The organism is Burkholderia sp. AW33-5, assembly GCF_053427615.1.
Window position 1 is genome coordinate 16,535 of record NZ_JBSAXA010000014.1, and the last position, 25,150, is coordinate 41,684.

A 25,150-nucleotide genomic window follows, 5' to 3' on the forward strand; every position below is an offset into this window, starting at 1 on the left:
GGCAACGTCATCGCGTGCCGCATTCCTCGGCTACACCGCGATCAGCTCGCGCACGCCGTGGGTTTCCATGTCACGCGCCTCGCCGCCCGCGATGACCTCGCCGCGGCTCATCACCCAGTAATGGTCCGCGATCGAGCGCGCGAAGTCGTAATACTGCTCGACGAGCAGCACGGTCATCCGCGATTCGTCGACGAGCTGGCGCAGCGTGCGGCCGATGTCCTGGATGATCGACGGCTGGATGCCTTCGGTCGGCTCATCGAGGATCAGCAGTTGCGGCTCGCTCATCAGCGCGCGGCCGATCGCGAGCTGCTGCTGTTGGCCGCCCGACAGGTCGCCGCCGCGCCGTGCGCGCATGTCCTTCAGCACCGGGAACAGGTCGTAGATGCGGTCGGGCACTTTCGACGGCGCCTTGCGGCTCGCCGCGCCGACGAGCAGGTTCTCCTCGACGGTGAGGCGCGGAAAGATGTCGCGGCCCTGCGGCACGTACGCGAGGCCGGCCGCGACGCGCGCATATGGCGGCAATGCGCCGAGCGCCGTGCCGCGCCACGACACGCTGCCGCTCTTCGCGGCGACCACGCCCATCAGGCAGCGCAGCAGCGTGCTCTTGCCGACGCCGTTGCGGCCGAGCAGCACGGTGAGCTTGCCGTCGTCGGCGGCCAGCGTGACGTTGCGCAGGATATGGCTGCCGCCGTAATACTGGTTCAGTGCATCGATCTTCAGCATTGGATTACCGTCCGAGGTAGGACTCGATCACCGCGTCGTCGCGCTTGACCTGATCGAGCGTGCCTTGCGCGAGCACCGCGCCTTCGGCCATCACCGTCACGCGGCCCGTGTCGCCCGCGAGCGCCGCGACGAATTCCATGTCGTGCTCGACGACCATCATCGAGCAGGTGCCGCGCAGCGTGTTCAGCAGCTTCGCGAGTTCCATCGTCTCGTGGTCGGTCATGCCGGCGGCCGGCTCGTCGAGCAGCAGCAGCGCCGGGCGCTGCATCAGCAGCATGCCGATCTCGAGCCGCTGCTTCTGCCCGTGCGACAGCTCGCCGGCCGCGCGATACGCGTCGCTTTCGAGGCCGATCAGTGCGAGCGTCTCCTCGATCTTCGCCTGCGCGGCGCGGTCGAGCCGCGCGCGCAGCGACGCGAGCCAGCCCTTGTCGGTCTGCATCGCCAGTTCGAGGTTTTCCCACACCGGATGCTGTTCGAACACGGTCGGCTTCTGGAACTTGCGGCCGATCCCCGCACGCGCGATCTCGGGTTCGTTCATCCGCGCGAGGTCGATGGTCTGGCCGAGAAACACCTTGCCCGCATCGGGGCGGGTCTTGCCGGTGATCACGTCCATCATCGTCGTCTTGCCCGCGCCGTTCGGGCCGATCACGCAGCGCAGTTCGCCCGCGTCGATCGCGAGCGACAGCTTGTTCAGCGCGCGAAAGCCGTCGAAGCTCACCTCGATGTCCTCGAGGTAGAGGATCGTGCCGTGCGACGTGTCGATGCCGGGCGGCACCACGCGGCCCATCGATGCGGTGCCGCTGACGGTCAGCAGCTCGTCCTCGGCCGGTGGCGTGAACTGGTAGAGGGCCGTGCCGTTCATGCGCGTTTCCCCTTTGCGAGCAGTGTGTCGACGAGGCCCATGATGCCGCGCGGCAGCAAGAGCGGCACGAGCACGAAGATCAGCCCGAGAAAGAACAGCCAGTATTCGGCGAAGTACGCGGTGAAGAGGCTCTTCGCGCCGTTCACCGCGAACGCGCCGACGATCGGCCCGATCAGCGTGCCGCGCCCGCCCACCGCGACCCAGATCGCCATTTCGATCGAGTTGCCGGGCGACATCTCGCCGGGGTTGATGATGCCGACCTGCGGCACGTACAACGCGCCCGCGATTCCACACAGCACGGCCGACAGCGTCCATACGAACAGCTTGTACGCGAGCGGGCTGTAGCCGAGGAACATCAGCCGCGTCTCGCCGTCGCGCACCGCGGTGACCACGCGCCCGAGCTTGCTGGTGACGATCGCGCGCGCGGCGATGAATGCGAGCACGAGCGTCGCGAAGGTCAGCAGCAACAGCACCGTGCGCGTGCCGGGCGACGTGATCGGAAACCCGGCGATGCGCTTGAAGTCGGTGAAGCCGTTGTTGCCGCCGAAGCCCGTCTCGTTGCGAAAGAACAGCAGCATCGCGGCGAACGTCAGCGCCTGCGTGATGATCGACAGGTACACGCCCTTCACGCGCGAGCGGAACGTGAAGAAGCCGAACACCCAAGCGAGCACGGCCGGCACGAGCACCACCAGCGCGAGCGCCCAGGCGAGATGCTGAGTGCCGCTCCAGTACCAGGGCAGCTGATGCCAGTCGAGGAACACCATGAAGTCGGGCAGGTCGCTGCCGTACTTGCCGTCGCGGCCGATCTCGCGCATCAGGTACATGCCGATCGCATAACCGCCAAGCGCGAAGAAGAGGCCATGGCCGAGGCTCAGGATTCCGCAGTAACCCCACACGAGATCGAGCGCGAGTGCGGCGATCGCGTAGCACATCAGTTTGCCGGCGAGCGTCATCGCGTACGCGGACAAATGGAACGCGCTCGACTCGGGCGCGACCAGCGCGGCGAGCGGCACGCCGATGCCGATCGCGATGCACAGCGCGACGAGCGCGAGCCACGCGCGGCGCGACAGCAACGCGGGGCGGGGCGGCAGGCCGAGCGCGAAACCGTCCGCGCGCGCGGAGGCAGCGGGCTTCGGCGCGTCGGCGATCGGGTTCGACAACGAATCGGTGATTGAAGTCATGTCAGGCCTCCGCGCTGCGTCCCTTCGGGGCGAACATGCCCTGCGGACGTTTCTGGATGAACAGCACGATCATCACGAGCACTGCGATCTTCGCGAGCACGGCGCCCCAGAACGGCTCGATCGCCTTGCTGACGAGGCCGAGCCCGAAGCCGCCGAGCACGGTGCCGGCGATCTGGCCGACGCCGCCGAGCACGACCGCCATGAATGAATCGATGATGTAGTTTTGCCCGAGGTCCGGGCCCACGTTGCCGATCTGCGACAGCGCGCAGCCGCCGAGGCCGGCGATGCCCGCGCCGAACGCGAACGCATACGCGTCGACGCGCGCGGTCTTCACGCCGACGCACGCGGCCATCCGGCGGTTCTGCGTGACCGCGCGCACGAACAGGCCGAGCCGCGTCTTCGTCAGCACGCCCCAGGCGACGCACACGACCGCGAGCGCGAACGCGAGGATTGCGAGCCGGTTGTACGGCAGGATCAGGTTCTGCATCACGGTCACGCCGCCGCTCATCCACGACGGGTTCACGACCTGCACGTTCTGCGCGCCGAACAGCATGCGCGTCGCCTGGATCAGGATCAGGCTCACGCCGAAGGTCGCGAGCAGCGTCTCGAGCGGGCGGCCGTACAGGTGCCGCAGCACGAGCCGCTCCAGCACGATGCCGACCAGCGCGGCCGCCGCGAACGACACCGGCACCGCGACGAGCGGATACCAGTCGAATGCCGCCGGCGCATAGCGCTGGATCAGCGTCTGCACGACATAGGTTGCGTACGCACCGATCATCAGGAATTCGCCGTGCGCCATGTTGATCACGCCGATCAGCCCGTATGTGATCGCGAGGCCGAGCGCCGCGAGCAGCAGCACGCTGCCGAGCGACAGGCCCGCGAACACGGTGCCCGCGATTTCGCCGCGGCGCTGCAGCGCGTGCAATGCGTCGAGCCCTTGCTGCGCGGCTTCGCGCACGCGTGCGTCGGGCTCGGCGAAACTGCCGTCCGCGTTCTTCGCGACGAGCGGACGCAACTGTTCGATCATGTCGAGGTCGCGGCGCGCGGCCACCACCTGCACGGCTTCGAGACGCTTCGCCGGATCGGCATCGTGCAGCGCGGCGATCGCCCACAGCGCGTCGAGGCGGCGCTTCAATGCCGGATCGGTTTCCTTCGCGCGGGCGCGATCGATCATCGGCTTGAGTGCCGGGTCGGGCGACTTCAGCAGCGCGTCGATCGCGTCGCGGCGCGCGGCGACGTCGGGCGAGGCGAGGGCGAGACCCGACAGCGCGCCGGCAATCTTCGTGCGCAGCAGGTTGTTCAGCATCACGGGCTGCGCGTCGCCGGCGGGCGTCGCGGCCTGCGTGAGCGCGTCGTGCGCGGTGTCGCCGGTCTGGATCAGCAGGCGTCCGTCGCCGGTCGCGAGCGCGTCGCCGGTCGACAGCGCATTGAGCAACGCGACGGCGCGCGGATCGGCATCGGCGGCGAGATGGTCGATCGCGGTCGTCTTCGCGTCGAAGTCGTCGCCGGCGAGCGCGGCGGTATCGGCCGCCGTCAGGGCGAGCGCGGCGCGCGGCAGCGCGCCCGCCAGCGCGGCACAGGCGACGACCGCGACGGCGGCGCGGCGAAAGCGTGTAGGCATCGGGAAATCCTGTCGGGCGTGGGAAAGCGAATGCGTGCGGCGCGTTACCGCAATCGCGGCGAGTGCCGGCACCGGCCTGCGAACGGAGCGCCACGCCGGTGCGCGGCGCTCCGCATCGCATCAGGCGAGCGCCGCGCGCTGCCGGCGCAGGAACGCCGGGATCGAGCTGACGACGTCCGGCTTGCCCTGGTTGCCCGCGATGAATGGGCTCCACGGCTGCGCGCGCACGGCCGTCTTCGTCTTCCACACGACGTTGAACTGCCCGTCGCCGCGAATCTCGCCGATCATCACCGGCTTGTGCAGGTGATGGTTGCCGTCCATCGAGAGCGTGAAGCCCGACGGCGCGGCAACCGTCTGTCCGATCATCGCGACGCGCACCTTGTCGACGTCGGTGCTCTTCGCCTTCTCGACCGCCTGCTTCCACATGTGGATGCCGACGTAGGTCGCTTCCATCGGATCGTTGGTCACGCGCTTCGCGCCGCCCGGCAGGTTGTTCGCCTTCACCCACGCGGCGAACTGGTCCTTGAACTTCGTGTTCGTCGGGTTCTTCACCGACATGAAGTAGTTCCACGCGGCGAGATGGCCGACGAGCGGCTTCGTGTCGATCCCGCGCAGCTCTTCCTCGCCGACCGAGAACGCGACCACCGGCACGTCGGTCGCCTTGATCCCCTGGTTGCCGAGCTCCTTGTAGAACGGCACGTTCGAATCGCCGTTGATCGTCGAGATCACGGTCGTCTTGCCGCCCTGCGCGAAGTTCTTGATGTTCGCGACGATCGTCTGGTAATCGCTGTGGCCGAACGGCGTGTAGACCTCCTGAATGTCGGCGTCTTTCACGCCCTTCGATTTCAGGAATGCACGCAGGATCTTGTTGGTCGTGCGCGGATACACGTAGTCGGTGCCGAGCAGGAAGAAGCGCTTCGCGCCGCCGCCTTCCGCGCTCATCAGGTACTCGACGGCGGGGATCGCCTGCTGGTTCGGCGCGGCGCCCGTGTAGAACACGTTGCGCGACATTTCCTCGCCTTCATATTGCACCGGGTAGTAGAGCAGGCCGTTCAGTTCCTCGAACACCGGCAGCACCGACTTGCGCGACACCGACGTCCAGCAGCCGAACACGCACGCGACCTTGTCCTGCGTGAGCAGCTGGCGCGCCTTCTCGGCGAACAGCGGCCAGTTGGATGCGGGGTCGACGACCACGGGCTCGAGCTTGCGCCCCATCACGCCGCCGCTCTTGTTGATGTCGGCGATCGTCATCAGCGCCGTGTCCTTCAGCGACGTTTCGGAGATTGCCATCGTGCCCGACAGCGAATGCAGGATGCCGACCTTGATCGGACCCGTGCCCGCATCGGCCGCGTGCGCGAACGGACTCTTGCCCGCCAGCGCGAGTGCACCAGCCATCGAACCGAACTTCAGCAGACTGCGACGTTTCATCGAGTTCCCCTTGACGTGTTGGATAGGCGTGCGCCGTGTCGGCGCCGGCATCGGACTAACGCAAGGCATGTGCCAGTCGCACCGATGCACGCCGGGCGTGCCTGTGCGGGGTGGCGCGGGGCGTCGGCGTGGTGCGCGTGACGCGTCGTGCAGCATGCGCGATCCGTTGCGGTGCAGTCGCGCGGGCGCAAATGGTGCACGGCGTGCGCGCGGGTGCGAGCGCGAAGGTCACTTGTTTAGGGACGTGCGGAACGTGATCGCCGCGCATGCATCCGGCCGCGTCGTGCCGGCGTGGTCGTGAAGTGCGACGGGAAGGGCGAGGCGCTTCGCTCGACGGGGGGCCATGTTCGGGTGCCCGCCACCGGTCGTCATCGAACGAACGCGGATGGGCGACGCGCTGAAGCAATCGAAGAAGGAGGAAGCAGAAACGCAAACGGGCGCGCCATGCGCGCCCGTTCGGCGGATCGGAGCGATCGGCTGTAACGGGCCGGTCGCCGTGGCGGCGCGCGATGCGCCGCCGGAAGGTCAGTCACTCAGTAACGCGGCACGGACGGATCGACATCACGCGACCACGCGTCGATCCCGCCTTGCAGGTTGTACAGCTTCGTGAAGCCGCGCGATTCGAGGAACATCGCGACCTGGGCGCTGCGCATCCCGTGATGGCACACGCAGACGATTTCCGCTTCGTCGTCGAGCTCCTCGCTGCGCGCGGGGATCTGCTGCATCGGGATCGACATGCTGCCGGCGATCTGCGCGGTCGAGATTTCCCACGGCTCGCGTACGTCGAGCACGATCGGCGCGGGACGCGCCGGATCGCGAAGCCATTCCGCGAGCATCGCGGGCGTCAGGATCTGCATGGAAGCTCCGCCGCTCAGAATTTGAAGCGCGACGGTTCGATCGCGTTGACGAGGTGATTGACGTAGGTTTCGAACACGTCGGCGACACGGTACTGCTTGTCGTCGATTCGCGTGATGATTTGCGCCTTCATCACCGGACGGCCGCCGACGAACGCCGACAGGCGGCCGCCGATCTTCAGCTGTTCGAGCATCTGCTGCGGCACGACCGGCAGGCCGCCCGCGACGCAGATCACGTCGTACGGCGCCTTGTCGGGCCAGCCGAGCGAGCCGTCGCCGAGCACGACTTCCGCGTTCGTCACGCCGTCGTTGCGCAGGTTGTCCGCCGCGAACTTTGCGATGGTCGGATCGATATCGACGGCCGTCACGTGCTGTGCGCGATGCGCGAACAGCGCGGCCAGGTAGCCCGAACCCGCGCCGATCACGAGCACGTTTTCGTGCTTCTTGACCGACAGTTCCTGCAGCACGCGCGCTTCGACGCGCGGAAACAGCATCTTGCTGCTGCCGCCGGGCAGCGGCAGCTCGAGGTCGGCGAACGCGAGATCGCGGTGTTCGGGCAACACGTAGTTTTCACGCTTGACGATCGCCAGCAGGCCCAGGACGTCCAGATCCAGCACGTCCCACGGCCGGATCTGTTGTTCGATCATGTTGAAACGCGCGTTTTCGATATTCATGGTGTGGTCACGCAGCCAGGTCGGCCATCAGCGGGGGTAGAGAAACTTCGTGATTGTACCAAACGGGGCAGCGGCGAAGCCTTCAGACGGCCTGCAACAGACCTTTACCCCTTGCTCTTCTTGATCTGCGCCTCGAATGCGAGGTCGAGCTTGCTCGCCTTGCGCGGCTTTTTGGGGCCGAATTCGTCGACGAACCTGACGAATTCGTCGAGCGGCAGCGGCTCGCTGCGCTTCTCGGCAGTGCCGCCGGAGCGGTCGACCAGATAGAACAGGCCGCCCGCCATCGCGACGGCCGCGAATTGCGGGTTGCCGGAACGGGTCTTCAGGCGTTCGACCGCGTTGGTTGCTTTGGTGGTGCGCATCGTGCGGGTTCTTGCAGGGGCGTTGAGCCCCTTACTTTATCAAACCGGCCGCCCGCATGCGGCCGTGCGGCGTCAGACGGTGCGCGAGTAGCGTTGCCGCGGCGTCTGGCCGAGGTAGGCGTCGAACGCCATTGCGATGTTGCGCACGACCATCCGGCCGGCGGGGTGGATCGTCAGGCGGTCGCCGGCGATGGTCAGCAACCCGTCCTGCTCGAACGCGCGCAGCGCGTCGAGCTCGCGTGCGAAGTGATCGGCGAAGCGGATCCCGTGCGCGGCCTCGATATGCGAGAACGGCAGTTCGAGGTTGCACATCAGCTGGGTGATCACGTCCCGGCGCAGCCGGTCGTCGGCCGTGAGCCGCACGCCGCGCGCGATCGGCAGCCGGCCCGCGTCGAGCGCGGCGCCATACGCCGGGAGGTCCTTCGCGTTCTGCGCGTAGACGTCGCCGACCTTGCCGATCGACGACACGCCGAAGCCGACCAGGTCCGTATCCGCGCGCGTGCTGTAGCCCTGGAAATTGCGCTGCAGCGTGCCGTTTCGCTGCGCACGTACGAGTTCGTCGGTCGGCCGCGCGAAGTGATCCATCCCGATGTACACGTAGCCGGCCTGCGTCAGCATGTCGATCGCGAGGCCGAGCAGCGCGACGCGCGTTGCGGGCGGCGGCAGCGTCGCGTCGTCGATCTGCCGCTGCATCTTGAACAGGTGCGGCATGTGCGCGTAGCCGAATACCGAGAGGCGGTCGGGCGCGAGTTCGATGATCGTCTCGAGCGTGCGCGCGAACACGGCGACCGTCTGGTGCGGCAGCCCGTAGATCAGGTCGACGCTGACCGAATGGAAGCCCGTCGTGCGTGCGGTCGACAGCAGGTCGGCCGTCATCGCGAGCGGCTGGATCCGGTTGATCGCCTGCTGCACGACCGGGTCGAAATCCTGCACGCCGAGGCTCAGCCGGTTGAAGCCGATGTTGCGCAGGTGCACGAGCGTCGCGGGCGTGACCGTGCGCGGGTCGATCTCGATCGAGAACTCCGCGTCGGCGTCCGGCGCGAGCGCGAAGTGTTCGCGGGTGGCCACCATCAGCTCGGCCGTTTCGTCGTCGGACAGGAAGGTCGGCGTGCCGCCGCCCCAGTGCAGCTGCGTGACCGGGCGCGCGGGATCGAACAGCGCGGCCTGCAGCGCCAGCTCGCGCTTCAGTTGCTCGAGATACGGGCGCGCGCGGCGGCGGTTGTTGGTCGCGATCTTGTTGCAGCCGCAATAGAAGCAGGCCGTGTTGCAGAAGGGGATGTGGAAGTACAGCGACAGGTCGCTCGACGACGCGCCGGGGTCGCCCGCGGCGCGCACGTAGTCGGCCGAGTCGAAATCGTCGCGGAACTGCAGCGCGGTGGGGTAGGACGTATAGCGCGGCCCGTTCGCGCCGTACTTCGCGAGCAAATCGGGACGGAACAGGGTGTCGGCAGAACCGGAACTCATGATGGTCTCGCGCTTTTTAGATGCTTTCGAGTATATAAACGCGCATTCCGGCTGCATTGTGTAATAACGTCGCAGCCGGCGGTGGCACAATGCGCAGTGGGCCGCCGCACGCTGCGTCCGGTTGCCGCACCGTTTTTCGTTGTTCGTGAGAGAGCAGAGTGTCCGTCGAAATGTCTGTCCGTCCGGCGCCCGCCGATGTCCCGCCGCCGCATGCGTGCCGCGAGGCGTGCGGCGCGTGCTGCATCGCACCGTCGATTTCCTCGCCGATTCCGGGGATGCCCGACGGCAAGCCGGCCGGCGTGCGCTGCGTGCAGCTCGGCGACGACCTGCGCTGCCGGATCTTCGGCCGGCCCGAGCGTCCCGCGTGCTGTTCGGGGCTGCAGCCGTCCGCCGAGATGTGCGGTGCGTCGCGCGACGACGCGCTCGCGTGGCTGACGTGCCTCGAGGTCGCGACGCAGCCGTCGCCCGGCGCCGGCGCGGCCCGCTGACGCATTGCCCGCGCTGCCGTCCACTGGCATGCGCATGGAACCGGCGACATGCGCCGAAGCACTAACTTCGGTCCCCGGCACCGCTTGCGGCCGAGCCGGTAACCCGACTGCCGCTTCGCCCGATACAGGAGATTGTTCAGCATGACCGCATCTTGCACGCCCGGCCGGCGCCGCTTCCTCGCCGCCTGCGCCGGCGCCATCGGCGTGTCGGTATCGCTCGCCGCCTGCGCGTCGACGTTCCCGTTCATCCCCGATCACTACACGTTCTCGCGCGGCGACGTGCAGAAAGCCGTCGCGCGCAAGTTTCCGTACCAGAAGACGGTCGCGCAGGTGGTCGACGTGTCGCTCGCCAATCCGGCCGTCAACCTGCTGCCCGACCAGAACCGCGTCGCCGTGCAGCTCGACGCGCATTTCGCGAGTCCGTTCCTGCGCGAACCGGTGAGCGGCAAGTTCATCGTGTCGGGCCAGCTCGCTTACGACGCGCCGAGCCGCTCGGTCGTGCTGAAGGCGCCGGCCGTCGACAGCCTCGTGCTCGACGGCAACGCGCAGATGTACGCGCAACAGGTCGGCGCGGCCGCCGGCCTGCTCGCGACGCAGGTGCTGACCAACTACCCGATCTACACGTTCAAGCCCGAGCAGCTGCAATTTGCCGGCGTGAACTACGAACCCGGTACAATTACGATTCTTACAAACGGCATACGCGTGGCGATCGTCGAAAAGTGACGGCGCACCGCGCGCGGCCGGGCGGGCCGCGGCGGTGACGCGGCCCTTTCTTTCGACTACTTCGGAGTTGGGCCACGGATGGACTGGATCCTGATCTGCAAGGCATTGATCCTCGGCGTCGTCGAGGGGCTGACGGAATTCCTCCCGGTGTCGAGCACCGGCCACCTGATCGTCGCGGGCAGCTTCCTGAATTTCAACGATGCGCACACGAAGACCTTCGACGTCGTGATCCAGTTCGGCGCGATCCTCGCGGTCTGCTGGGAATACCGGCAACGGATCGTGTCCATCGTGACCGGGCTGCCGAGCCGGCCCGACGCGCGGCGCTTTACGCTGAACGTCGTGATCGCGACGATTCCCGCGATCGCGCTCGGCCTGCTGTTCGAGAAGAAGATCAAGGCCGTGCTGTTCTCGCCGGTGCCGGTCGCGTTCGCGCTCGTCGTCGGCGGCGCGATCATCCTGTGGGCCGAGGCGCGGCAGCGCGAACGCGGCGAGCCGCCGCGCGTGCAGTCGGTCGATGCGCTCACGCCGCTCGACGCGCTGAAAGTCGGCATCGCGCAATGTTTCGCGCTGGTGCCGGGCATGTCGCGTTCGGGTTCGACGATCATCGGCGGGATGCTGTTCGGCCTCGACCGGCGCGTCGCGACCGAATTCTCGTTCTTTCTCGCGATTCCGATCATCTTCGGCGCGACGCTCTATGAAACGGTCAAGGACTGGCAGGCGTTCACGGTCGATGCGCTCGGCCTGTTCGCGCTCGGGCTCGTGGCCGCGTTCGTCAGCGCGTTCGTGTGCGTGCGCTGGCTGTTGCGTTTCGTCGCGACGCACGACTTCACCGTGTTCGCGTGGTACCGGATCGCGTTCGGCCTGTTCGTGCTGCTGGTGGGTTACAGCGGGTGGCTGAACTGGGCGTGATGCCGGTGCGGAGGCGACGGCGCATCCAATAGAAAACGGCCCGATCGGCAGCAGATGCCGGTCGGGCCGTTCGTCATTGCGCGGCAGGTAGCGTGCGTTGCGCGCCGTGTTCAGCTGGCGCGTTTGCGGAACACCAGGTCCCACACGCCGTGGCCGAGCCGCAGCCCGCGCCGTTCGAACTTCGTGACGGGGCGGTAGTCGGGGCGCGGCGCGTAGTCGGCGGCCGTGTTTTCGAGCGTCGGTTCGGCGCCGAGCACTTCCAGCATCTGTTCCGCGTAGTTTTGCCAGTCGGTCGCGCAGTGCAGGTATGCACCGGGCTTCAGGCGCGAGGCGAGATGCGCGACGAGCGGCGGCTGGATCAGCCGGCGCTTGTGGTGGCGCGCCTTGTGCCACGGATCCGGGAAGAAGATGTGCACGCCGTCGAGGCTTTCCGGCGCGAGCATGTGCTCGAGCACCTCGACCGCGTCGTGCTGGATGATGCGGATGTTCGGCAGGTCCTGCTCGCCGATCAGCTTCAGCAGCGCGCCGACACCCGGCTCGTGCACCTCGACGCCGAGGAAGTCGTCGCCCGGGCGGTGCGCGGCGATTTCCGCGGTCGATGCGCCCATCCCGAAACCGATCTCCAGGATGCGCGGCGCGCGGCGGCCGAACACGGCGTCCCAGTCCGGGATTTCCGCCGCGTACGGGACGACGAAGTGCGGGCCGAGATCGTCGAGCGCGCGGCGCTGGCCGGTCGACACGCGGCCGGCGCGCGTCACGAAGCTGCGGATGCGGCGGCGGTGCAGCGGGTTGACTTCGTCGGCGCCGTCGGCGGCTTCGTCGGGAAGGGCGGCGTCGTCCGGCGGCAGGCCGGCTTCGTTCGGATCGTCGTGCATCATCGGTGACAGAGAAAGGCTCGGTTCGGGCGCGGGCCCGTCATGCGCAGCGGCGCTACCGGATGAACCGGCAGATGGTACAAAAAAGCCGCCTTCGACGAGGCGGCTCTTGCGCAGGCTGCGAGCAGCCGAAGGTGGAGCGGGCGATGGGAATCGAACCCACGTCATCAGCTTGGGAAGCTGAGGTAATGGCCATTATACGACGCCCGCAGAACGCGTAATTCTACAGGGGTTCGGGTGGGGATGGCAAGCGTCGGATTCTGGCTGCTGGCATCGAAACTGGCATGGCTCGATGCCGGAGCGGTGGCGTCGCTGGCGTTGGTGAGCGATGGTCTGAGGTCAGCCGGAAACAATCGCTCACAAAGTAGTTGAATGGGACTTCGACCAGCGGACCTCATCTTTTTCTGCCTCGCAGAACGGCCTGGTTTGGTGCTATCAGTTCGCTCACGAACTGTTCTCGGATTTTCTTACAAGTACGGTCGGAGCGTCCTCCGTTGTCCAAGGCTGGCAACAGGTGTTCGATGGATAGCCGGTATCTACCGCTGTTTCCATCCAGTTTATCAATCGCCTCGGACAACGTAACGACAGAACAGGCTATCTGGCGGCGCCCTTCGGGTGTCGTTGCACTCCAGGCTAGCTTTGGTGAATATCGAAGCGTCGCATAGCAACCGACCAAGCGATCTATCTTCTGCCGCAATCCAGCTTTGTCTTGCTGAGCGCACATTGATTGGCTTGGCGCATACCACTGCCATTCGTCAACAATCTCGCCCGTCAATGGATTGATGAGCTGGTGAAACGCTTCATTGGGTCGTATTGTCAACAGACCGTGAGCGGCATCTTGGTCGGTGAAAATGCGCATGCCTTTGCCCGCAGTCTCGTAGGTTGCTGCTCGAGTCACTGCATCGCCAACGATAAACGCCCCCAGGGAGCGGTTCACTTTTTCTGGTTCGTGAATGTCTCCAATGGAGAACCCTCCGCGGCACAGAAGCCCATTCAGTGCGGCCTCGTTCATCAGATGGCGTCCGGCATCTCCTACCACTCCTACGTTGGCTGACCAGAGAAATGCACAGTCTGACAACTGCGCCACCCTTACGTCGGGAAATTTTTCTTTCGTCGTCACCAGCACATTGCGAAACGCCAATAAAATCTTTGCGGCGAGTAGCTGGTGCGGGAAATTGCCATGTGAGTCAACCTTCCACGGCTTGCACTCGTCTATGCCAAGGCTAAGTGTGCCTCTGGTAAGTGCACTGAAGCCTAGCATATCGACGAATAGCACTGCTCCCTGAAAACTTCGCATGCGCTCCTCCCAGATGTACCTGCGGCAGCATATCAAATGCCAACTTCGTGTCGATTTGTGCCGTTGGTCGCTTAGTTGTCCAGACCACGAAATTGCCGAGATAGTCGTCGCATGGACAATATTCGACGCTCCATCGATTTCTCGATGCTGACCATCGATCAAATTCGTGATCTGGCTGCTACAGCGTGCGATGTTGTGGCTGCAACCTCTCGCGGCAGATTTCAACGACAAACTGCTGATGTTTCTTGAGGATGTTCAGAGATTTAGGTCGGTGAGCGGTCATACTCCTGGCAGCGATGCTGAGGGAGGCTCACCTTATGGGGGTCAAAGGGAGACCGATTCTGGGCCGTTCGGATTTTTTTCAAAGAAATCGTCAGCGTCTCGCACAAAGCGAAAAAACAGACGCCAATACGCTTCGGTCATGGCTATACCCACTTGAAAATTGCTGCCGTACATGGCGCATCTAGCGTAATGGCCAAACATGTAGAGGGCGACTTGCTTGTCCAGCTGACCGCTGTCGATGAGGATTTGAATTTCTTCGAAAAAGGTAATAAATTTTCTCTTCCGATCCCACATGTCGGTATTGGCTAGAGCCTCATTGTCGGAGTCAACCAAGCACAGCACGGCGTATAGCTCTGGATTGTCAAAAAGTCGGCGATGCTGATTTAAGAAAAACTCTGTTCTTTTTAATTTTGCGGCCGCATCTCTATCTGTAATCTCCTTCTCTCGTTGTTCGTTAAGGCGTTTGAGTTCCGCGCGAATCTTATAGAGTCCGAATACGCCGAAGATTACTGCGGCGAACGTTCCAAGGGCTTGCCAATAGACACCCCATTCCGACATCAGCATGCAGTTTGATGTGTGCAATACACAAAACAAGCTTGGAGTGTTAGTCATCGCCTTGGATCGGGGTTGCGTCATGGATTACATACCGCTTCACAAATCCTTGTGCGCTTTCAATGGATGACACCTTGAGTTGTAGTTTTCCTGTCAGGCCGTCTATGCGTTTCTCCATGGAATTGACTACAAGTTTCTTAACTTTGTTTCCGGAGCTTTTGGCTATTTCAAAGGAAATTACTTTCCCGTCTTCATCGGAGTAGAGGCGGCCAAAATCACTAAGAACGTTATATCTCGTGATGTTGCCTCGAATTATTCGTTTGTCGGCTTTTATTTCGCGAACGGTTACGAAGTCGCGCGTTTGCCAATTCATTGTGAGCAGATCGCCTTTGCGCAAACGAGCCAAGGTGATACTTACGCTATCGTTTGATTCAATAGGACGTTGCAATTCTCTCATCGCCGACTCTAGCGCATCAGCGATTTCATGTATAAAATCAGGGTCTCTGCTAAGAGTGGCCTCAACATATGCGGTTTCTGGTGTATACGACAGTCCCAGCGCCGCAGACCAGCAGCAAGTTAGATAGTCCCAAAAGCTATTGACCAACTTACTGGGGCCGATTCGCTTGATTGTTGTCGCATTGAATCTAATGTCGATGCGCTCTTCGAAGCAACCTTTGAGGGATGAGTGGACGAACGCTTGGACGCCATGAGCTCTGTCGGCACGGGTGCGAATCTGGTCGTTGTTGGCAAACGCGTGGCTAGCAATGTTAACTGCTCGAGCGATCCCGAGCATAGTCTTAGCTCCGTCGTGCAAATCTAAGATGCCTTCGTCTGCGGTGCCGCCTTCAACACGGATGAGGGCGCTTACTTCTTTTTCTTCGCTAGGCTGAGTCATACGTTGCTATTTTAATCCCCGTTTTTTGCACGTTACCACAGAAGTACAAGCCGCGTAAGCGGCTGGTGCGTGATGTGGAAGTGAGAATTATTATTAGTTGTGGGTCGGCCCGAATGTACGCGTCGACACAGATAATTTTATGTGCGGATCGAGATCGAATGGTCTAGCCGTTGTTTCTCTCTTGGGGCTTAGGGATAGTCATCGCATGGATGACACCCAACACCCCAACAATTTTCCGCTGCTGACCATCGAGCAACTTCTCGATCTGGCTATCGCAGTTCGAGAAGATTTCGGCGGCGACCTCTCGCGAACAGATTTCGCTGAAAGTCTGCTGATGCTTTTCGAAAACGTACCGGGATTCGAGGCGAGCAGGGTGGACGCGAGGCTCATCGAATCGGCATGGGCGACGTACAGCGATCGCCCGCACAATTCCTGAGCTATCTATTCGCGTACCAGATCGGACACCTTTCCATAGAGCGTTTCTCGGTACGCACGAGCATTTTCTGAGAAGTGAAGTCGTCGATGGCAGTTCGGGCAAACGGCGACGGCGTTCTCTGGCGTGTCCGATCCATCGTCCGCAAGTCTGCGGAGATGATGGACCTCCAGAAATGGGAAGCCGTCTGCGCCGATAAACGGAGCCGGTTGGTCGCAAGCCTCGCATGTCCCATTTGCTCGCTCCAGCACCCATGCTTTGACCTGCGGATCCCGTACGATGCTGGTCGTGGTTGATGTAGTCTTTTGGGGCGTTTTGCTTCCTGCGGGGCGTTGCTTCAGCGTCTTGCGAAGCTTGGCGACCGTAGCTGCTTCGGTAGCCCTCGCCGATTCGCGGCGGCTTTCCAGTTCGCAGATGAGCGTTTCTATCTGCTCAGTGACCCTCACTCCAACGTTCTTTGCCGGTGGGAGGCCGGGTATCCAGTCCCGTCCCATGAGAGCTAAGACATGGGAAATGTTCCTCATCCTGAATTCACACGACTCTTCGGACCGACCGGTTTTCGCGGAGAGGTCTCGATAGACCTGCTTCTTTACAACCGGTTGCCCATGCCGGAAACGACGTGCCATGTCGAGATACGCGGCGACCGACGCTCTCAATTCGGGCATGGACCAATCCGATTCGCGCCGATTTTGGTGCGACTCGGGCGGCTCCTCCGAACTGGTGCGCGAGTCATTCCGGATTTTTTCGTCGATCCTTCTCGCCCAGTCGCGCATCAGGAGCAGACTCGTCGCTTCGTCTTTGACCCAAAGATACGATTTGCCGTCGTTACGATTGACATCCAGCAGGTCCGGATTGCACCCATGTTGCTGGGAGAACTCGTTCTTGTCGAAGCCTTGAGGAGCGTGTGCGACCGAGAGGGACTTGCTGTCATCAGGAAAGCAGTACAAACAGGCGTATGGAGATTTCTTCCGGCTCCAAAGGTCCTCGTGCATCTTCCCGACATGAACGCCGCGCCAAGTAATACACAACGTTTTTCGCGGGCCATATGGGCTCCGCGTTGTGGCAGTGACCTCAAAGCCTTCCGCTTTCAGCGCACGGATGAGGTTCATGGCGAACTCATTTGGCTGGGCGTCCCCATAGTCGTTTGATATCGGCATAGAACAAATGGATCTCAGGGGATAAAGGGAACCCGCTCATTAAGACATTCGAACAGGCTGTTGTGGGAATCGAGTGGGTTACGGATAGTTGCTGCATGGACGATATCAAACCCAGCGAAGATTTTCTACCACTCAGCCCGGACCAGATTCAGGGGTTGGTGTGGTGCTGATCGATGAAAGCGAGCAGGTATATTCGCATGTGTTGTCGAGCACGCTCGATGGTCGCAAGCGGAAGTACTGTTTCGACCTGTTGCATCTCTACATTCGTCGTGCAAGGCAGGTCGTACTGTGCGATGCCGACCTCGGTTGGTTGACCTTCAACATCACGGCATCGCTTCGGGATGACATCATCCCGCTCAAGCCGATGCTTGATTAATCGTAGTGCTGATCAAATTGCGTGATGTTCGTTAATTTGCAGATAAGTGTTTTTCTTGTGTTGATAAAGCGGCGACTTATCTACTAGAAGAGCGGGGCCAGCCATGAGTTGGCCCCACGGCAGAATCTAGGAAAGCTGATGATCTAGCTCGGAAATTCCCGGTAGATCAAGGGAATAGAGGAGATGCGGATGAGGGTGACGTGAAAACTGTCACTGTTGCTCACCGATTTTGCGATGGTCGCCGTAGTGTCGGCCGTGGTTGCGCGCTCGCCGTTGTCTCGAAGGTCGACCTGCTGGACCCTGGACGCACTTTCAACGAATGGAGTGCGATCATGGTCGATCAGAAGCAAGATGCAACGAGCAAGGACGAGAAAGCGGGCAAGCCAGTTGCGGGTGATCAAAAGCAGGCGACTTCGACGGCCAACTCTCGGGGAAACGATACCGCAACGAAGGCGGTACCGGCTAGGCCGACGAAGATGGAACTGGCGACCGAAATCTACAAGCGGATGCGAACCGTCAAGGACGTGACTCGGAAGGATGTCATCGAGAAATTCATTGCTGAGGTGAAGCTGACCAAGGCTGGTGCAAGTACCTACTATCAACTGCTCAAAGACAAGCACGAGCCTTTCGGGAAGAAGTAAGGTGAAGCCAGAAGGCTCTGTAGAGCCTTCTGCGGAGGTCCCTAGTCATATGTCGCGCCGACATCAATCCGTTGGCTTCATTGTCTGCACGCGACGGCGAGACGGGAGCACGTCGATTAGGCGGCAATCAAATTGTGGGTTGCCCAATCGACGAATTCAACGACGTAGAGTCGAAAGGACAACCCGGCCCTGAGGCCCGTGCTCACGACTGCGCCGGCTTTGTCGCGTACGCCCATGGCTGTCTCTGCAGCAGCAGTCGAATAGACGTATTCGGCTGGGGGGAGGTGTGCACTTTGCCCGTTCTTGAATCGGATCACGGTGCCAAAGCCAGCGGATGACATTCGCTGATGGAGGTCTGCGTAGTCCTTGGCGTTGGCATCGTGAATTATTTCGACGCGGATATTGAAATTCTTCATGGTCGTTCCTATATCGTATTTGTACAACGTTGGCTGTACCCTCCCGGAGGTACCGGGAGGGTTTGCGGGTGTTGTTACTTCGACTTATTGCGCAACACGATACGGAACGGCTGACCGTTCGGACGACGAATAACTCGTCCCTTTACGGTAATGGTCATCCGGTAGATGACGCGTTCTTCGCTGGTCTTCGTAGCCATGTAGAGGCTCCTATGTCAGCGATCTCAACATGGAACTTGATGTTCAGCGCCAACCGGCGTTGACATACCTGCCTGCTAAGGCATATCATCGCGGCTCTCAAATAGCATCACCAAGACGTTGCACTCATGAGATCTTTTGAGTGCCGCGTTTTCTACGAAGGTCTCTTGCGCTGCAACGCTTGAGACCTTTTTTCTTGCTACATCGACATCAGGGATAGCTACTGTTAGTTAGCGCCCTCGCCCTCGAAGGACCCAGCCTTCCGGCGTGCTCTCTACCATCTCTGTGCTGGAGAGGTGAGCCGACAGATTGTTCATCTCATTCTTGCCGCCAACCTCGATTCCTGACATCTTCAAGTAGTCGAGTATGTCCCGAGTTTTTATGGGCCCTCGGTGAGCTTCCAGGAGTTGCAAAACGGCAGGTACCAGTCGGCGCCGATCGCCAGTCGGTGCCTCCACCTCTTCTGTTGGGCCTACCCTCCGGCGGTACGGATTTGACGGTGCGTGTTCGATATGAACAGGCCAGCTCGTCGTCGCACCTGGCGAGAACATCGTTGCTACCTGTTCAAACGCTCCACAAATTGCATTATCGAGATGCTGCATTTCTTCCTGCAAGCGACCGATTTCCTTTGCAATCATGCGGCGCCGGGCGATCATTTCCTGCACAGACGGCATAGCTAACCCCTTTCTCATTGGGGTCAATTATACCGATTTCACAAAGGCCTGCCCAAAAATCACAAAAAATTTGTGGCGATGCCAAAGTGTTGCACAAAAACAACGAAAGACGGTGCAAGTGATTTTTGCTTTTGTGCGCGATGTTTCGGTGCGACAGGTTGTCGCGGCAGGTGCGCGGTCGAGGCTATCACGCGATGCGTGCTGCAAGCTTTTGCTTCCTTGAATCGGGTTCGCGATAACTCGCACCAAGTTGGTGCTAGCTACTGCGGAACTGCGAGGGGAAAGTTGAAGGTGGAGCGCTGGAGCGGTTCATACGAAATATTTGTTGCTGATGATCCCATCCGGCACAATAGCTCCGTTCGGTAGCGCCCACGGGCATCTCTGCGGGTTGCGCTGCACGTTACCAATCGGCCCTCTGGCGCCCATGCGAGCGATCGCGTGTGCGTGACCGGCGGAATCAGGGGCGGGTCCGAATCGAAAGATGCGGTCCGCAACGAGGATGCCGAAGGGGCGACCCGGTCGCTTTCTGTCCCTAGAACTGTTGGGAAGGCGATTAACAAACGTGTGGGGCATCCCCGAGGCAGGGAGGCGGGCGCGCCGGCAACGTCGCGGCGCATGTCTTCAAAACATCGCCCTCGTTGCGCCGGCCGGAAGCTGGTCTGCGCGGCCGTGGCCGCCATCGCTTGCATCACCGGAATCAAAACCAGCGTAATGGAGGTGAGAATGAGAAGTATTTGCATCGAGGCGGCTGCTTCGGTCGAAGTGCCGCGCCCACGGGCATCTCTGCGGGTTGCGCTGCACGTTACCAATCGGCAACCTGCGCACATGCGAGCGATCGCGTGTGCGTGACCGGCGGAATCAGGGGCGGGTCCGAATCGAAAGATGCGGTCCGCAACGAGGATGCCGAAGGGGCTTTCAGCCGCTGGTCTAGGGGGGATGTTCAACGCCAGCGAAGCACCTGAGATATGGCTAGAAACGCATACCATTCTGCTTTGTCACTTGATGCCCTACGCGCGGCGTGGGGCATTCTATTTAAGAAATCTTCACCTCGATCCCGCAATACTACGGGCGTCGATGATATCTCCATCAACGACTTTCGTGCTGACGAAAAGGCCCGTCTCAATCGATTGGCTCGCGATTTGCACCGCAAAGCGTTCCAGTTTTCCGATCTCCGACCACACCTCATTCCGAAGTCTCCAGGGAAGGATCGGTTGATCTGTGTTCCGACAGTTCAAGATCGCATTGTGCAGCGAGCGGTTTTGAATTTTCTTTCGGATCGCTACGCAGATCGGCTTGCCAACAAGATCAGCTACGGCTTCGTGAAAGATCGTGGAGTGAAGAAGGCCGTTCACGACGCTTGCGAGATTCGAGCGAAGTATGGATGGGTCTACAAGACGGATATCACATCCTTTTTTGACTCGATTGATCGATTGCATCTTGAGCGAGCGCTGAAAGCCGTCATCCGCGAGCGCTCTCTCCATCCATTGTTGCTGCAGGCGATTGGTTGCGAGATTTCTGCGACGAGGGGGAGTGTTGCGAAGAGGATCAGCCGACTCGGCATTAAAGTGGGGCGAGGCGTGCGACAGGGAATGCCGCTATCCCCATTCTTTTCCAACATCATGCTGGCTGGGTTTGACCGCGCGATTGCGCAGCAGAGTCTTCGTGCGGTCAGGTACGCAGACGACTTGATTTTCTTTGCCTCATCTCGTGGTGAGTGTGAGGGCGTGGCTGAATTCTGCGCGCGTCATCTTGCCCCGATCGGATTGACTGTACCGCCGGTTGGGCCCGGCTCGAAGTCAGTGATATACGAACCCGATCAGGCTGCCGAATTTCTTGGCGTGAGCTTGGTTCGCCACCAGTCAAGCTACCGACTTGAACTGACGCAAGAGCAAATCGTAGCGATTCGCGATGACTTGCTTAAGCTTGGCTCGGTACAAGAACTCGTGACACGAGGGATAGCGCTACCAAAGCTGGGTCATACGCTTATGCTGAGGCGAAACGGATATCTGGCGGCTTATGACATGTGCCACAACGTTGAAGATCTGGGGCGCGAGTTGGATAAGTTGGAGCAGCGGGTGCTCCGCAGGATCTATGGCGAGGGGCTCGGAATCGAACTAGCCAAGTTGTCGCCGGTGGCTCGCAATTTTTTGGGGCTGAGCTGAATTTGCGATCCGATGATCGGTGGCGGCCCGTGTTTCTGATTCGATGTGGCCGGTGAGTTGATGCAATATGCGATCGCTATATCGTCAGCTTCTTGCTATCGGCGCTGGCGTGAAAACTGGCATCGCCGTGAACCCAGCATGAACAGTGGAGCTACGTGGAGCTGGCAGAAAACCCGATGTGAGAACGCGCATGATTAGTGGTTCTTATTAACGCGCAGGGGCTTGGGAAGCTGAGGTAATGGCCATTATACGACGCCCGCAGAACGCGTAATTCTACAGGGTTTGGCTTGGATGTTGCAAGCGAGCCGTTTTTGGCCGCCTGCGTCGAAGCAGGTATGGGCTCTGTGGTTGAGCGACGGATCGCCGGGAGCGGGTGTCAAGGATCGGCCCGAATCGGTCCGTCAACGCAAGGCCGACCGGAACACGACGCGCCACGACGCGCGCCCGCACGCAGGCCCGTGTCGAAAATAGACGAGTCGGTGTCGGACGCATACAAGCCCCAGTGACGCTTTCGAACTAACGTGACAGACCTCTTACCCCGATCGTCAGTCTGGAGCCGACATGTCCGATTTCATCACCGTTCTGCGCAAAACCTGCCCGACCCCGGTCGTCGACGCGACCAAGTGGAAGCGCATCGGCGGCGATCCGCACACCGTGAACCTCAACGCCTACCTCTCGAAGGATGGCAGCAAGATCATGGGCACGTGGATCTGCACGCCGGGCAAGTTCGAGGTGAACTACGAGAAATGGGAGTACTGCCACTTCCTCGAAGGCTATTGCATCATCACGCCGGAAGGCGAGGAGCCGGTGCATCTGAAGGCCGGCGACGTGTTCGTCATCGAACCCGGCATGAAAGGGACGTGGGAAGTAGTGGAGACGGTACGCAAGTACTTCGTGTTTGCCTGAGCGGGCCCGTCGATTCGACTCGCGCACGAGCGCCGGTCGAATCGATGCGTTGAAACGCATTCCGGTTCGGAAACAACTCACCGAGCGTGATCGCACGCTCGGCCGGTTCCGCTATCCCGTCGATCCCACCGATCGCGCCGACTGCCTGTCGCTTCCGAGAGCGGTGGTGACGGGAGCGTGCCGATCGAACCCGCAGGTTCGACGATGCGAAAGAAGCTCTCGGCCAGTCCAGAGTCGGTCAGGCCGCTCGCATGCGCGTCACTGACCAGCACAACGCGATTCGATAACGCCGAGGCGGCATTCAATGCTCGATGCTCAACGCCTTTTCGATCGCGGCAATCAATCTGAATGCATCATCCCGGCCGATCAGGAGGCCGCGACTGGTGTACTCGCAGCCGAACGCGTAGAAGCTCGGCAGAAGCGTGATCGCGTCGTTCTGTCGATCGAAATCGACCTCGCATTTCGTCAATGGGAAGAACGGAGGATCCTCGACGGTCGGCTGGTACACGGCGCTCTCCTAGTAGAGCTTGCGAGGCGGCAGCATGCGTTTCGCGCGCAGGCGCTGTCTCGCGACGGCGCTGGCTTTCTTGCGCTTGCGCTCGGTGGTCGGCTTTTCATAGCTGGTGCGACCGCGCAACTCGCGGATCAGGCCCGTCTTCTCGATGTTTCGACGGAAGCGCCGGAGCGCGACGTCGACAGGTTCGTCGGGCTTGAGGATGATCGTCGTCATGTAGGTCCTGTTTCAAGACATGCGTGGAGGAAAGCTAGCCGAGTCGGGTCATGACGGCACTCGCGATCTCGTCGGATTCGAATTCCGAATATCCGGCGCTGATCGACAATGCGCGTACGGCAGCGAACATCTGCAACTCGGGTTGGTGACGCAACGCAGAACCGGCGAGGCCGTCGTTCGGGACCGCGTCGGTCCTGGAAATCTCGCGCCGTTCGATCAGGCGGAGGAGTTCATCGATGATCATTTCGTCATCCGAATCAGAGTGCCGCCGCGCTGCCGCGACAGGAAGCGTCAATGGGAATCGGCGAAGAGCGGCTGCTCGCCGCGATTGCCGTCGATGATTTCCTCCGCGTAGCGTACGGACGCCCGGCGCGCTTCGCCCGCCGATTCGAACGGTGCGTTCTCGAGCAGCCGGAACGTTTCGCTGCGGGTCAGCGTGTCGGTGGTGCCGCGCAGGCAGATCTTCACGGCCGCGTCGAAGCCGCCGTCGTAGTTGTGCGGATTACCATTCAGCGACGGAATGTGCGGGTAGATCAGCGGATAGATTTCGAAGCCACGATAGAGATGCATGCTCATGATGAACTCCTGGGTTCGGTCGCGACAAATCGCGTGGACGAACGCATCCGACCGGTATCGCCGCGGCGCGGCGTGACGGGTGGGGTGAAAAGGGCGGCAATGCGTGCGGGTAACGGCGCGACGCAGTGAGAGGGTAGACGGCGGGGCGAGCGGCGAGTGGAGTGACGCGGGCTCGGACAAAATTCATCATACGCGCTTCGCGTCGGATGTCCATCTAATTCGCGGCCGTGCCGGTGCGGTGCGATGACCGGCGTCGAGGCCGCAACACGCGTCGAGCATGACGCGGCATTCGTCCGCACTTCGACGCGGCACGGCGCGATCCGGATGATGTCGATCGAGTCCGATCCCTTCGCCGCATCGTGACGGTCGCGCGCCTGCACGACATCGCGCAAGCGCCTATGATGCAGCGATCCGCCAGTCGCGCCGGCCGCAATGCGCGTATGGCCCGCGAACGCCGAACGTTTTCCCGGAACCCCGACCATGCGCATCATCGACATCCGCGAGCAAGCGATCCCGGTTTCCCGCTATGCCGATCCGGCGATTCCGTCGGGCGGCCTGACGACGAGCGTCGTCGCGATCGTCACCGATGTCGTGCGCGATGGCCGGCCGGTCACGGGTTACGGCTACGCATCGGTCGGCCGTCACGCACAGGGCGGGCTGATTCGCGAACGATTCGCGCCGCGTCTGCTGGCCGCCGCGGACGCCATCGCCGACGACGCCGGCACGAACCTCGATCCATTTCGCGCATGGCGCGCGATGATGGCGGGCGAGAAGCCCGGCGGGCACGGCGAACGCTGTGTCGCGGTCGGCGTGCTCGACATGGCGATCTGGGATGCCGCCGCGAAGATCGCGGGCCTGCCGCTCCATCGCTTCGTCGCCGACCGGCTCGCGCGCGACGCGGCACCGCGCGTGCGTGTCTACGCGGGCGGCGGTTACCGCTATCCGCACGACGATCTCGCGCGCCTGTCGGACGAGATGCATCGCATCGCCGATCTCGGCTACACGCACGCGAAGATCAAGGTCGGCGGCGCGGATGTCGATCACGACAAAAGACGCATCGAAGCCGCCGCGGCGTGTCTTGCCGACAGTTCGCATCTCGCGGTCGATGCGATGAACGCGTACGACGCGACGAGCGGACGCGCAGCCGCCGCGATGCTGGCACCGTTCGAACTCTGGTGGTTCGAGGATCTCTGCGATCCGCTCGACCTGCCGCTTCATGCGGACCTGGTCGCGCAATACGCGCCGCCGGTCGCGGCCGGCGAGGCGTTGTTCTCGCTCGCGGAAGCGAAGCTGCTCGAACGCTACGGCGGTCTGCGCCCGGACCGCGACGTCCTCGTGTTCGATCCGGTGCATTGCTATGGCCTGCCGGGCTATCTGCAGATCGTCGACCATTTCGTGTCGAACGGCTGGCAGCGCGATGCGTTCTGGCCGCACGGCGGTCATCTGTTCTCGTTGCACGTCGTGTCGGCGCTCGGACTCGGCGGCGCCGAAGTGAGCCCGTTCGCGTTCCGTCCATTCAACGGGCTGGCGGACGGCGAATCGGTCGACGCCGGCTACGCGGCCGTGCCGCAGGCGCCGGGCATCGGCTTCGAGCTTCATGCCGATGCGTACCGCGCGTTTCGCGCGGTAGCCGGCTCGTGAACGGCGCGGCCGGTCTCGGCGCGCGTCGATCGTGAAGCGGGCCGCGAATCCGA

The 25,150-nt window shown here is 62.1% G+C and carries 31 protein-coding genes and 1 tRNA gene; 10 read left to right on the forward strand and 22 right to left on the reverse strand.

Annotated elements, in window-relative coordinates; translation table 11 throughout:
* Window positions 1-30: 30 nt before the first annotated feature.
* From urtE to hemN, 9 genes are all read right to left on the reverse strand, one after another.
* A complete protein-coding gene (gene urtE / locus ACV22V_RS21365; protein WP_059690763.1) occupies window positions 31-723 on the reverse strand; it encodes an urea ABC transporter ATP-binding subunit UrtE in 693 nt (230 codons plus the stop codon).
* Window positions 724-727: 4 nt separating this feature from the next.
* Window positions 728-1,585, reverse strand: coding sequence for an urea ABC transporter ATP-binding protein UrtD (urtD, locus tag ACV22V_RS21370; protein ID WP_059530295.1), 858 nt, complete (start codon window positions 1,583-1,585; stop codon window positions 728-730).
* Window positions 1,582-2,766 carry an urea ABC transporter permease subunit UrtC gene (gene urtC / locus ACV22V_RS21375; RefSeq protein ID WP_448015501.1) on the reverse strand — a complete coding sequence of 395 codons (1,185 nt, stop codon included), beginning with the start codon at window positions 2,764-2,766 and terminating at the stop codon, window positions 1,582-1,584. The genes urtD and urtC overlap by 4 nt, the downstream gene beginning before the upstream one ends.
* Window position 2,767: 1 nt before the next feature.
* Entirely contained in the window at window positions 2,768-4,387 is a 1,620-nt protein-coding gene (urtB, locus tag ACV22V_RS21380; RefSeq protein WP_448015502.1) for an urea ABC transporter permease subunit UrtB, read from the reverse strand.
* Window positions 4,388-4,507: 120 nt separating this feature from the next.
* Entirely contained in the window at window positions 4,508-5,815 is a 1,308-nt protein-coding gene (gene urtA / locus ACV22V_RS21385) for an urea ABC transporter substrate-binding protein (protein ID WP_059530287.1), read from the reverse strand.
* 533 nt (window positions 5,816-6,348) lie between these two features.
* Window positions 6,349-6,672: a rhodanese-like domain-containing protein gene (locus tag ACV22V_RS21390; protein WP_059820185.1), complete on the reverse strand. Its 324-nt coding sequence runs from the start codon at window positions 6,670-6,672 to the stop codon at window positions 6,349-6,351.
* Window positions 6,673-6,686: 14 nt separating this feature from the next.
* A complete protein-coding gene (locus ACV22V_RS21395) occupies window positions 6,687-7,343 on the reverse strand; it encodes a protein-L-isoaspartate O-methyltransferase family protein (RefSeq protein ID WP_448015503.1) in 657 nt (218 codons plus the stop codon).
* A 104-nt stretch (window positions 7,344-7,447) separates the two neighbouring features.
* A complete protein-coding gene (locus ACV22V_RS21400) occupies window positions 7,448-7,705 on the reverse strand; it encodes a hypothetical protein (RefSeq protein WP_059448113.1) in 258 nt (85 codons plus the stop codon).
* 72 nt (window positions 7,706-7,777) lie between these two features.
* Complete coding sequence (gene hemN, locus ACV22V_RS21405) at window positions 7,778-9,169, reverse strand: oxygen-independent coproporphyrinogen III oxidase (RefSeq protein WP_448015504.1); 1,392 nt, start codon at window positions 9,167-9,169, stop codon at window positions 7,778-7,780.
* Window positions 9,170-9,339: 170 nt separating this feature from the next.
* Between hemN and ACV22V_RS21410 the strand changes: the two genes are divergently transcribed.
* The 3 genes from ACV22V_RS21410 to ACV22V_RS21420 all read left to right on the forward strand — a co-directional run bounded on the left by ACV22V_RS21410 (window position 9,340) and on the right by ACV22V_RS21420 (window position 11,289).
* Window positions 9,340-9,657, forward strand: a complete 318-nt coding sequence (locus ACV22V_RS21410) for a YkgJ family cysteine cluster protein (RefSeq protein WP_448015505.1) — start codon at window positions 9,340-9,342, stop codon at window positions 9,655-9,657.
* A gap of 141 nt (window positions 9,658-9,798) precedes the next feature.
* Window positions 9,799-10,380, forward strand: a complete 582-nt coding sequence (locus ACV22V_RS21415) for a DUF1439 domain-containing protein (RefSeq protein WP_059820188.1) — start codon at window positions 9,799-9,801, stop codon at window positions 10,378-10,380.
* A gap of 78 nt (window positions 10,381-10,458) precedes the next feature.
* Entirely contained in the window at window positions 10,459-11,289 is an 831-nt protein-coding gene (locus ACV22V_RS21420; RefSeq protein ID WP_448015506.1) for an undecaprenyl-diphosphate phosphatase, read from the forward strand.
* 110 nt (window positions 11,290-11,399) lie between these two features.
* Here ACV22V_RS21420 and trmB read toward each other — a convergent pair whose 3' ends face one another.
* The 3 genes from trmB to ACV22V_RS21435 form a co-directional block, all read right to left on the reverse strand.
* Window positions 11,400-12,167, reverse strand: coding sequence for a tRNA (guanosine(46)-N7)-methyltransferase TrmB (trmB, locus tag ACV22V_RS21425; protein WP_448015507.1), 768 nt, complete (start codon window positions 12,165-12,167; stop codon window positions 11,400-11,402).
* Between the two features lie 132 nt (window positions 12,168-12,299).
* Window positions 12,300-12,374 (reverse strand) — tRNA-Gly (locus ACV22V_RS21430).
* 184 nt (window positions 12,375-12,558) lie between these two features.
* Window positions 12,559-13,461 carry a hypothetical protein gene (locus tag ACV22V_RS21435; protein ID WP_448015508.1) on the reverse strand — a complete coding sequence of 301 codons (903 nt, stop codon included), beginning with the start codon at window positions 13,459-13,461 and terminating at the stop codon, window positions 12,559-12,561.
* 111 nt (window positions 13,462-13,572) lie between these two features.
* On the opposite strand from ACV22V_RS21435, the gene ACV22V_RS21440 reads away from it, so the two are divergent.
* Window positions 13,573-13,710: a hypothetical protein gene (locus ACV22V_RS21440; protein WP_448015509.1), complete on the forward strand. Its 138-nt coding sequence runs from the start codon at window positions 13,573-13,575 to the stop codon at window positions 13,708-13,710.
* A gap of 75 nt (window positions 13,711-13,785) precedes the next feature.
* Here the strand turns inward: ACV22V_RS21440 and ACV22V_RS21445 are convergent, their stop codons facing one another.
* Both ACV22V_RS21445 and ACV22V_RS21450 read right to left on the reverse strand, forming a co-directional pair.
* Window positions 13,786-14,355, reverse strand: coding sequence for a hypothetical protein (locus tag ACV22V_RS21445; protein ID WP_441459252.1), 570 nt, complete (start codon window positions 14,353-14,355; stop codon window positions 13,786-13,788).
* The gene (locus ACV22V_RS21450) at window positions 14,348-15,190 is read right to left on the reverse strand and encodes a DUF7946 domain-containing protein (RefSeq protein WP_441459250.1); all 843 of its coding nucleotides are present in this window, start codon (window positions 15,188-15,190) and stop codon (window positions 14,348-14,350) included. The genes ACV22V_RS21445 and ACV22V_RS21450 overlap by 8 nt, the downstream gene beginning before the upstream one ends.
* Before the next feature lie 205 nt (window positions 15,191-15,395).
* On the opposite strand from ACV22V_RS21450, the gene ACV22V_RS21455 reads away from it, so the two are divergent.
* Window positions 15,396-15,626, forward strand: coding sequence for a hypothetical protein (locus ACV22V_RS21455; protein ID WP_448015510.1), 231 nt, complete (start codon window positions 15,396-15,398; stop codon window positions 15,624-15,626).
* Between the two features lie 5 nt (window positions 15,627-15,631).
* On the opposite strand, the gene ACV22V_RS21460 is transcribed toward ACV22V_RS21455, so the two are convergent.
* Window positions 15,632-16,732: an HNH endonuclease gene (locus ACV22V_RS21460; RefSeq protein ID WP_448015511.1), complete on the reverse strand. Its 1,101-nt coding sequence runs from the start codon at window positions 16,730-16,732 to the stop codon at window positions 15,632-15,634.
* 208 nt (window positions 16,733-16,940) lie between these two features.
* Between ACV22V_RS21460 and ACV22V_RS21465 the strand changes: the two genes are divergently transcribed.
* Window positions 16,941-17,156, forward strand: a complete 216-nt coding sequence (locus ACV22V_RS21465; protein WP_448015512.1) for a hypothetical protein — start codon at window positions 16,941-16,943, stop codon at window positions 17,154-17,156.
* A 332-nt stretch (window positions 17,157-17,488) separates the two neighbouring features.
* Window positions 17,489-17,797: a hypothetical protein gene (locus ACV22V_RS21470; protein ID WP_448015561.1), complete on the forward strand. Its 309-nt coding sequence runs from the start codon at window positions 17,489-17,491 to the stop codon at window positions 17,795-17,797.
* A gap of 116 nt (window positions 17,798-17,913) precedes the next feature.
* Here the strand turns inward: ACV22V_RS21470 and ACV22V_RS21475 are convergent, their stop codons facing one another.
* The 3 genes from ACV22V_RS21475 to ACV22V_RS21485 form a co-directional block, all read right to left on the reverse strand.
* On the reverse strand, window positions 17,914-18,213 hold the full coding sequence (locus ACV22V_RS21475) for a hypothetical protein (protein WP_448015513.1): 300 nt from the start codon (window positions 18,211-18,213) through the stop codon (window positions 17,914-17,916).
* A gap of 74 nt (window positions 18,214-18,287) precedes the next feature.
* Complete coding sequence (locus tag ACV22V_RS21480; protein ID WP_260426055.1) at window positions 18,288-18,410, reverse strand: hypothetical protein; 123 nt, start codon at window positions 18,408-18,410, stop codon at window positions 18,288-18,290.
* Window positions 18,411-18,638: 228 nt separating this feature from the next.
* Window positions 18,639-19,082 carry a hypothetical protein gene (locus ACV22V_RS21485; RefSeq protein WP_124478697.1) on the reverse strand — a complete coding sequence of 148 codons (444 nt, stop codon included), beginning with the start codon at window positions 19,080-19,082 and terminating at the stop codon, window positions 18,639-18,641.
* 965 nt (window positions 19,083-20,047) lie between these two features.
* On the opposite strand from ACV22V_RS21485, the gene ACV22V_RS21490 reads away from it, so the two are divergent.
* Both ACV22V_RS21490 and ACV22V_RS21495 read left to right on the forward strand, forming a co-directional pair.
* Window positions 20,048-21,244, forward strand: a complete 1,197-nt coding sequence (locus ACV22V_RS21490) for a reverse transcriptase domain-containing protein (RefSeq protein ID WP_448015514.1) — start codon at window positions 20,048-20,050, stop codon at window positions 21,242-21,244.
* A 561-nt stretch (window positions 21,245-21,805) separates the two neighbouring features.
* Complete coding sequence (locus tag ACV22V_RS21495; RefSeq protein ID WP_448015515.1) at window positions 21,806-22,150, forward strand: cupin domain-containing protein; 345 nt, start codon at window positions 21,806-21,808, stop codon at window positions 22,148-22,150.
* Between the two features lie 301 nt (window positions 22,151-22,451).
* Here ACV22V_RS21495 and ACV22V_RS21500 read toward each other — a convergent pair whose 3' ends face one another.
* The 4 genes from ACV22V_RS21500 to ACV22V_RS21515 are packed head-to-tail and all read right to left on the reverse strand — an operon-like array spanning window position 22,452 to window position 23,456.
* Window positions 22,452-22,658 carry a hypothetical protein gene (locus tag ACV22V_RS21500; RefSeq protein ID WP_059530263.1) on the reverse strand — a complete coding sequence of 69 codons (207 nt, stop codon included), beginning with the start codon at window positions 22,656-22,658 and terminating at the stop codon, window positions 22,452-22,454.
* A gap of 9 nt (window positions 22,659-22,667) precedes the next feature.
* Window positions 22,668-22,880, reverse strand: coding sequence for a 30S ribosomal protein S21 (rpsU, locus tag ACV22V_RS21505; protein WP_059530260.1), 213 nt, complete (start codon window positions 22,878-22,880; stop codon window positions 22,668-22,670).
* Between the two features lie 34 nt (window positions 22,881-22,914).
* A complete protein-coding gene (locus ACV22V_RS21510) occupies window positions 22,915-23,124 on the reverse strand; it encodes a hypothetical protein (RefSeq protein WP_059530257.1) in 210 nt (69 codons plus the stop codon).
* A gap of 47 nt (window positions 23,125-23,171) precedes the next feature.
* The gene (locus ACV22V_RS21515; protein WP_059530254.1) at window positions 23,172-23,456 is read right to left on the reverse strand and encodes a hypothetical protein; all 285 of its coding nucleotides are present in this window, start codon (window positions 23,454-23,456) and stop codon (window positions 23,172-23,174) included.
* 480 nt (window positions 23,457-23,936) lie between these two features.
* On the opposite strand from ACV22V_RS21515, the gene ACV22V_RS21520 reads away from it, so the two are divergent.
* Window positions 23,937-25,097: an enolase C-terminal domain-like protein gene (locus ACV22V_RS21520; RefSeq protein WP_448015516.1), complete on the forward strand. Its 1,161-nt coding sequence runs from the start codon at window positions 23,937-23,939 to the stop codon at window positions 25,095-25,097.
* Window positions 25,098-25,150 lie beyond the last annotated feature (53 nt).

Bases quoted from the DNA above. Each gene is read 5' to 3' on its own strand.
- urtB (WP_448015502.1), bottom strand. From the start codon at position 4,387: ATGCCTACACGCTTTCGCCGCGCCGCCGTCGCGGTCGTCGCCTGTGCC.
- ACV22V_RS21440 (WP_448015509.1), top strand. From the start codon at position 13,573: ATGGACAATATTCGACGCTCCATCGATTTCTCGATGCTGACCATCGAT.
- urtE (WP_059690763.1), bottom strand. From the start codon at position 723: ATGCTGAAGATCGATGCACTGAACCAGTATTACGGCGGCAGCCATATC.
- ACV22V_RS21395 (WP_448015503.1), bottom strand. From the start codon at position 7,343: ATGAATATCGAAAACGCGCGTTTCAACATGATCGAACAACAGATCCGG.
- ACV22V_RS21435 (WP_448015508.1), bottom strand. From the start codon at position 13,461: ATGCGAAGTTTTCAGGGAGCAGTGCTATTCGTCGATATGCTAGGCTTC.
- ACV22V_RS21400 (WP_059448113.1), bottom strand. From the start codon at position 7,705: ATGCGCACCACCAAAGCAACCAACGCGGTCGAACGCCTGAAGACCCGT.
- ACV22V_RS21495 (WP_448015515.1), top strand. From the start codon at position 21,806: ATGTCCGATTTCATCACCGTTCTGCGCAAAACCTGCCCGACCCCGGTC.
- ACV22V_RS21450 (WP_441459250.1), bottom strand. From the start codon at position 15,190: ATGACTCAGCCTAGCGAAGAAAAAGAAGTAAGCGCCCTCATCCGTGTT.
- trmB (WP_448015507.1), bottom strand. From the start codon at position 12,167: ATGATGCACGACGATCCGAACGAAGCCGGCCTGCCGCCGGACGACGCC.
- ACV22V_RS21485 (WP_124478697.1), bottom strand. From the start codon at position 19,082: ATGCCGTCTGTGCAGGAAATGATCGCCCGGCGCCGCATGATTGCAAAG.
- ACV22V_RS21390 (WP_059820185.1), bottom strand. From the start codon at position 6,672: ATGCAGATCCTGACGCCCGCGATGCTCGCGGAATGGCTTCGCGATCCG.
- ACV22V_RS21470 (WP_448015561.1), top strand. From the start codon at position 17,489: ATGGTCGATCAGAAGCAAGATGCAACGAGCAAGGACGAGAAAGCGGGC.
- hemN (WP_448015504.1), bottom strand. From the start codon at position 9,169: ATGAGTTCCGGTTCTGCCGACACCCTGTTCCGTCCCGATTTGCTCGCG.
- urtA (WP_059530287.1), bottom strand. From the start codon at position 5,815: ATGAAACGTCGCAGTCTGCTGAAGTTCGGTTCGATGGCTGGTGCACTC.
- rpsU (WP_059530260.1), bottom strand. From the start codon at position 22,880: ATGACGACGATCATCCTCAAGCCCGACGAACCTGTCGACGTCGCGCTC.
- urtD (WP_059530295.1), bottom strand. From the start codon at position 1,585: ATGAACGGCACGGCCCTCTACCAGTTCACGCCACCGGCCGAGGACGAG.
- ACV22V_RS21410 (WP_448015505.1), top strand. From the start codon at position 9,340: ATGTCTGTCCGTCCGGCGCCCGCCGATGTCCCGCCGCCGCATGCGTGC.
- ACV22V_RS21445 (WP_441459252.1), bottom strand. From the start codon at position 14,355: ATGACTAACACTCCAAGCTTGTTTTGTGTATTGCACACATCAAACTGC.
- ACV22V_RS21460 (WP_448015511.1), bottom strand. From the start codon at position 16,732: ATGAACCTCATCCGTGCGCTGAAAGCGGAAGGCTTTGAGGTCACTGCC.
- ACV22V_RS21420 (WP_448015506.1), top strand. From the start codon at position 10,459: ATGGACTGGATCCTGATCTGCAAGGCATTGATCCTCGGCGTCGTCGAG.
- ACV22V_RS21415 (WP_059820188.1), top strand. From the start codon at position 9,799: ATGACCGCATCTTGCACGCCCGGCCGGCGCCGCTTCCTCGCCGCCTGC.
- urtC (WP_448015501.1), bottom strand. From the start codon at position 2,766: ATGACTTCAATCACCGATTCGTTGTCGAACCCGATCGCCGACGCGCCG.
- ACV22V_RS21455 (WP_448015510.1), top strand. From the start codon at position 15,396: ATGGATGACACCCAACACCCCAACAATTTTCCGCTGCTGACCATCGAG.
- ACV22V_RS21520 (WP_448015516.1), top strand. From the start codon at position 23,937: ATGCGCATCATCGACATCCGCGAGCAAGCGATCCCGGTTTCCCGCTAT.
- ACV22V_RS21515 (WP_059530254.1), bottom strand. From the start codon at position 23,456: ATGAGCATGCATCTCTATCGTGGCTTCGAAATCTATCCGCTGATCTAC.
- ACV22V_RS21475 (WP_448015513.1), bottom strand. From the start codon at position 18,213: ATGAAGAATTTCAATATCCGCGTCGAAATAATTCACGATGCCAACGCC.
- ACV22V_RS21480 (WP_260426055.1), bottom strand. From the start codon at position 18,410: ATGGCTACGAAGACCAGCGAAGAACGCGTCATCTACCGGATGACCATT.
- ACV22V_RS21490 (WP_448015514.1), top strand. From the start codon at position 20,048: ATGGCTAGAAACGCATACCATTCTGCTTTGTCACTTGATGCCCTACGC.
- ACV22V_RS21510 (WP_059530257.1), bottom strand. From the start codon at position 23,124: ATGATCATCGATGAACTCCTCCGCCTGATCGAACGGCGCGAGATTTCC.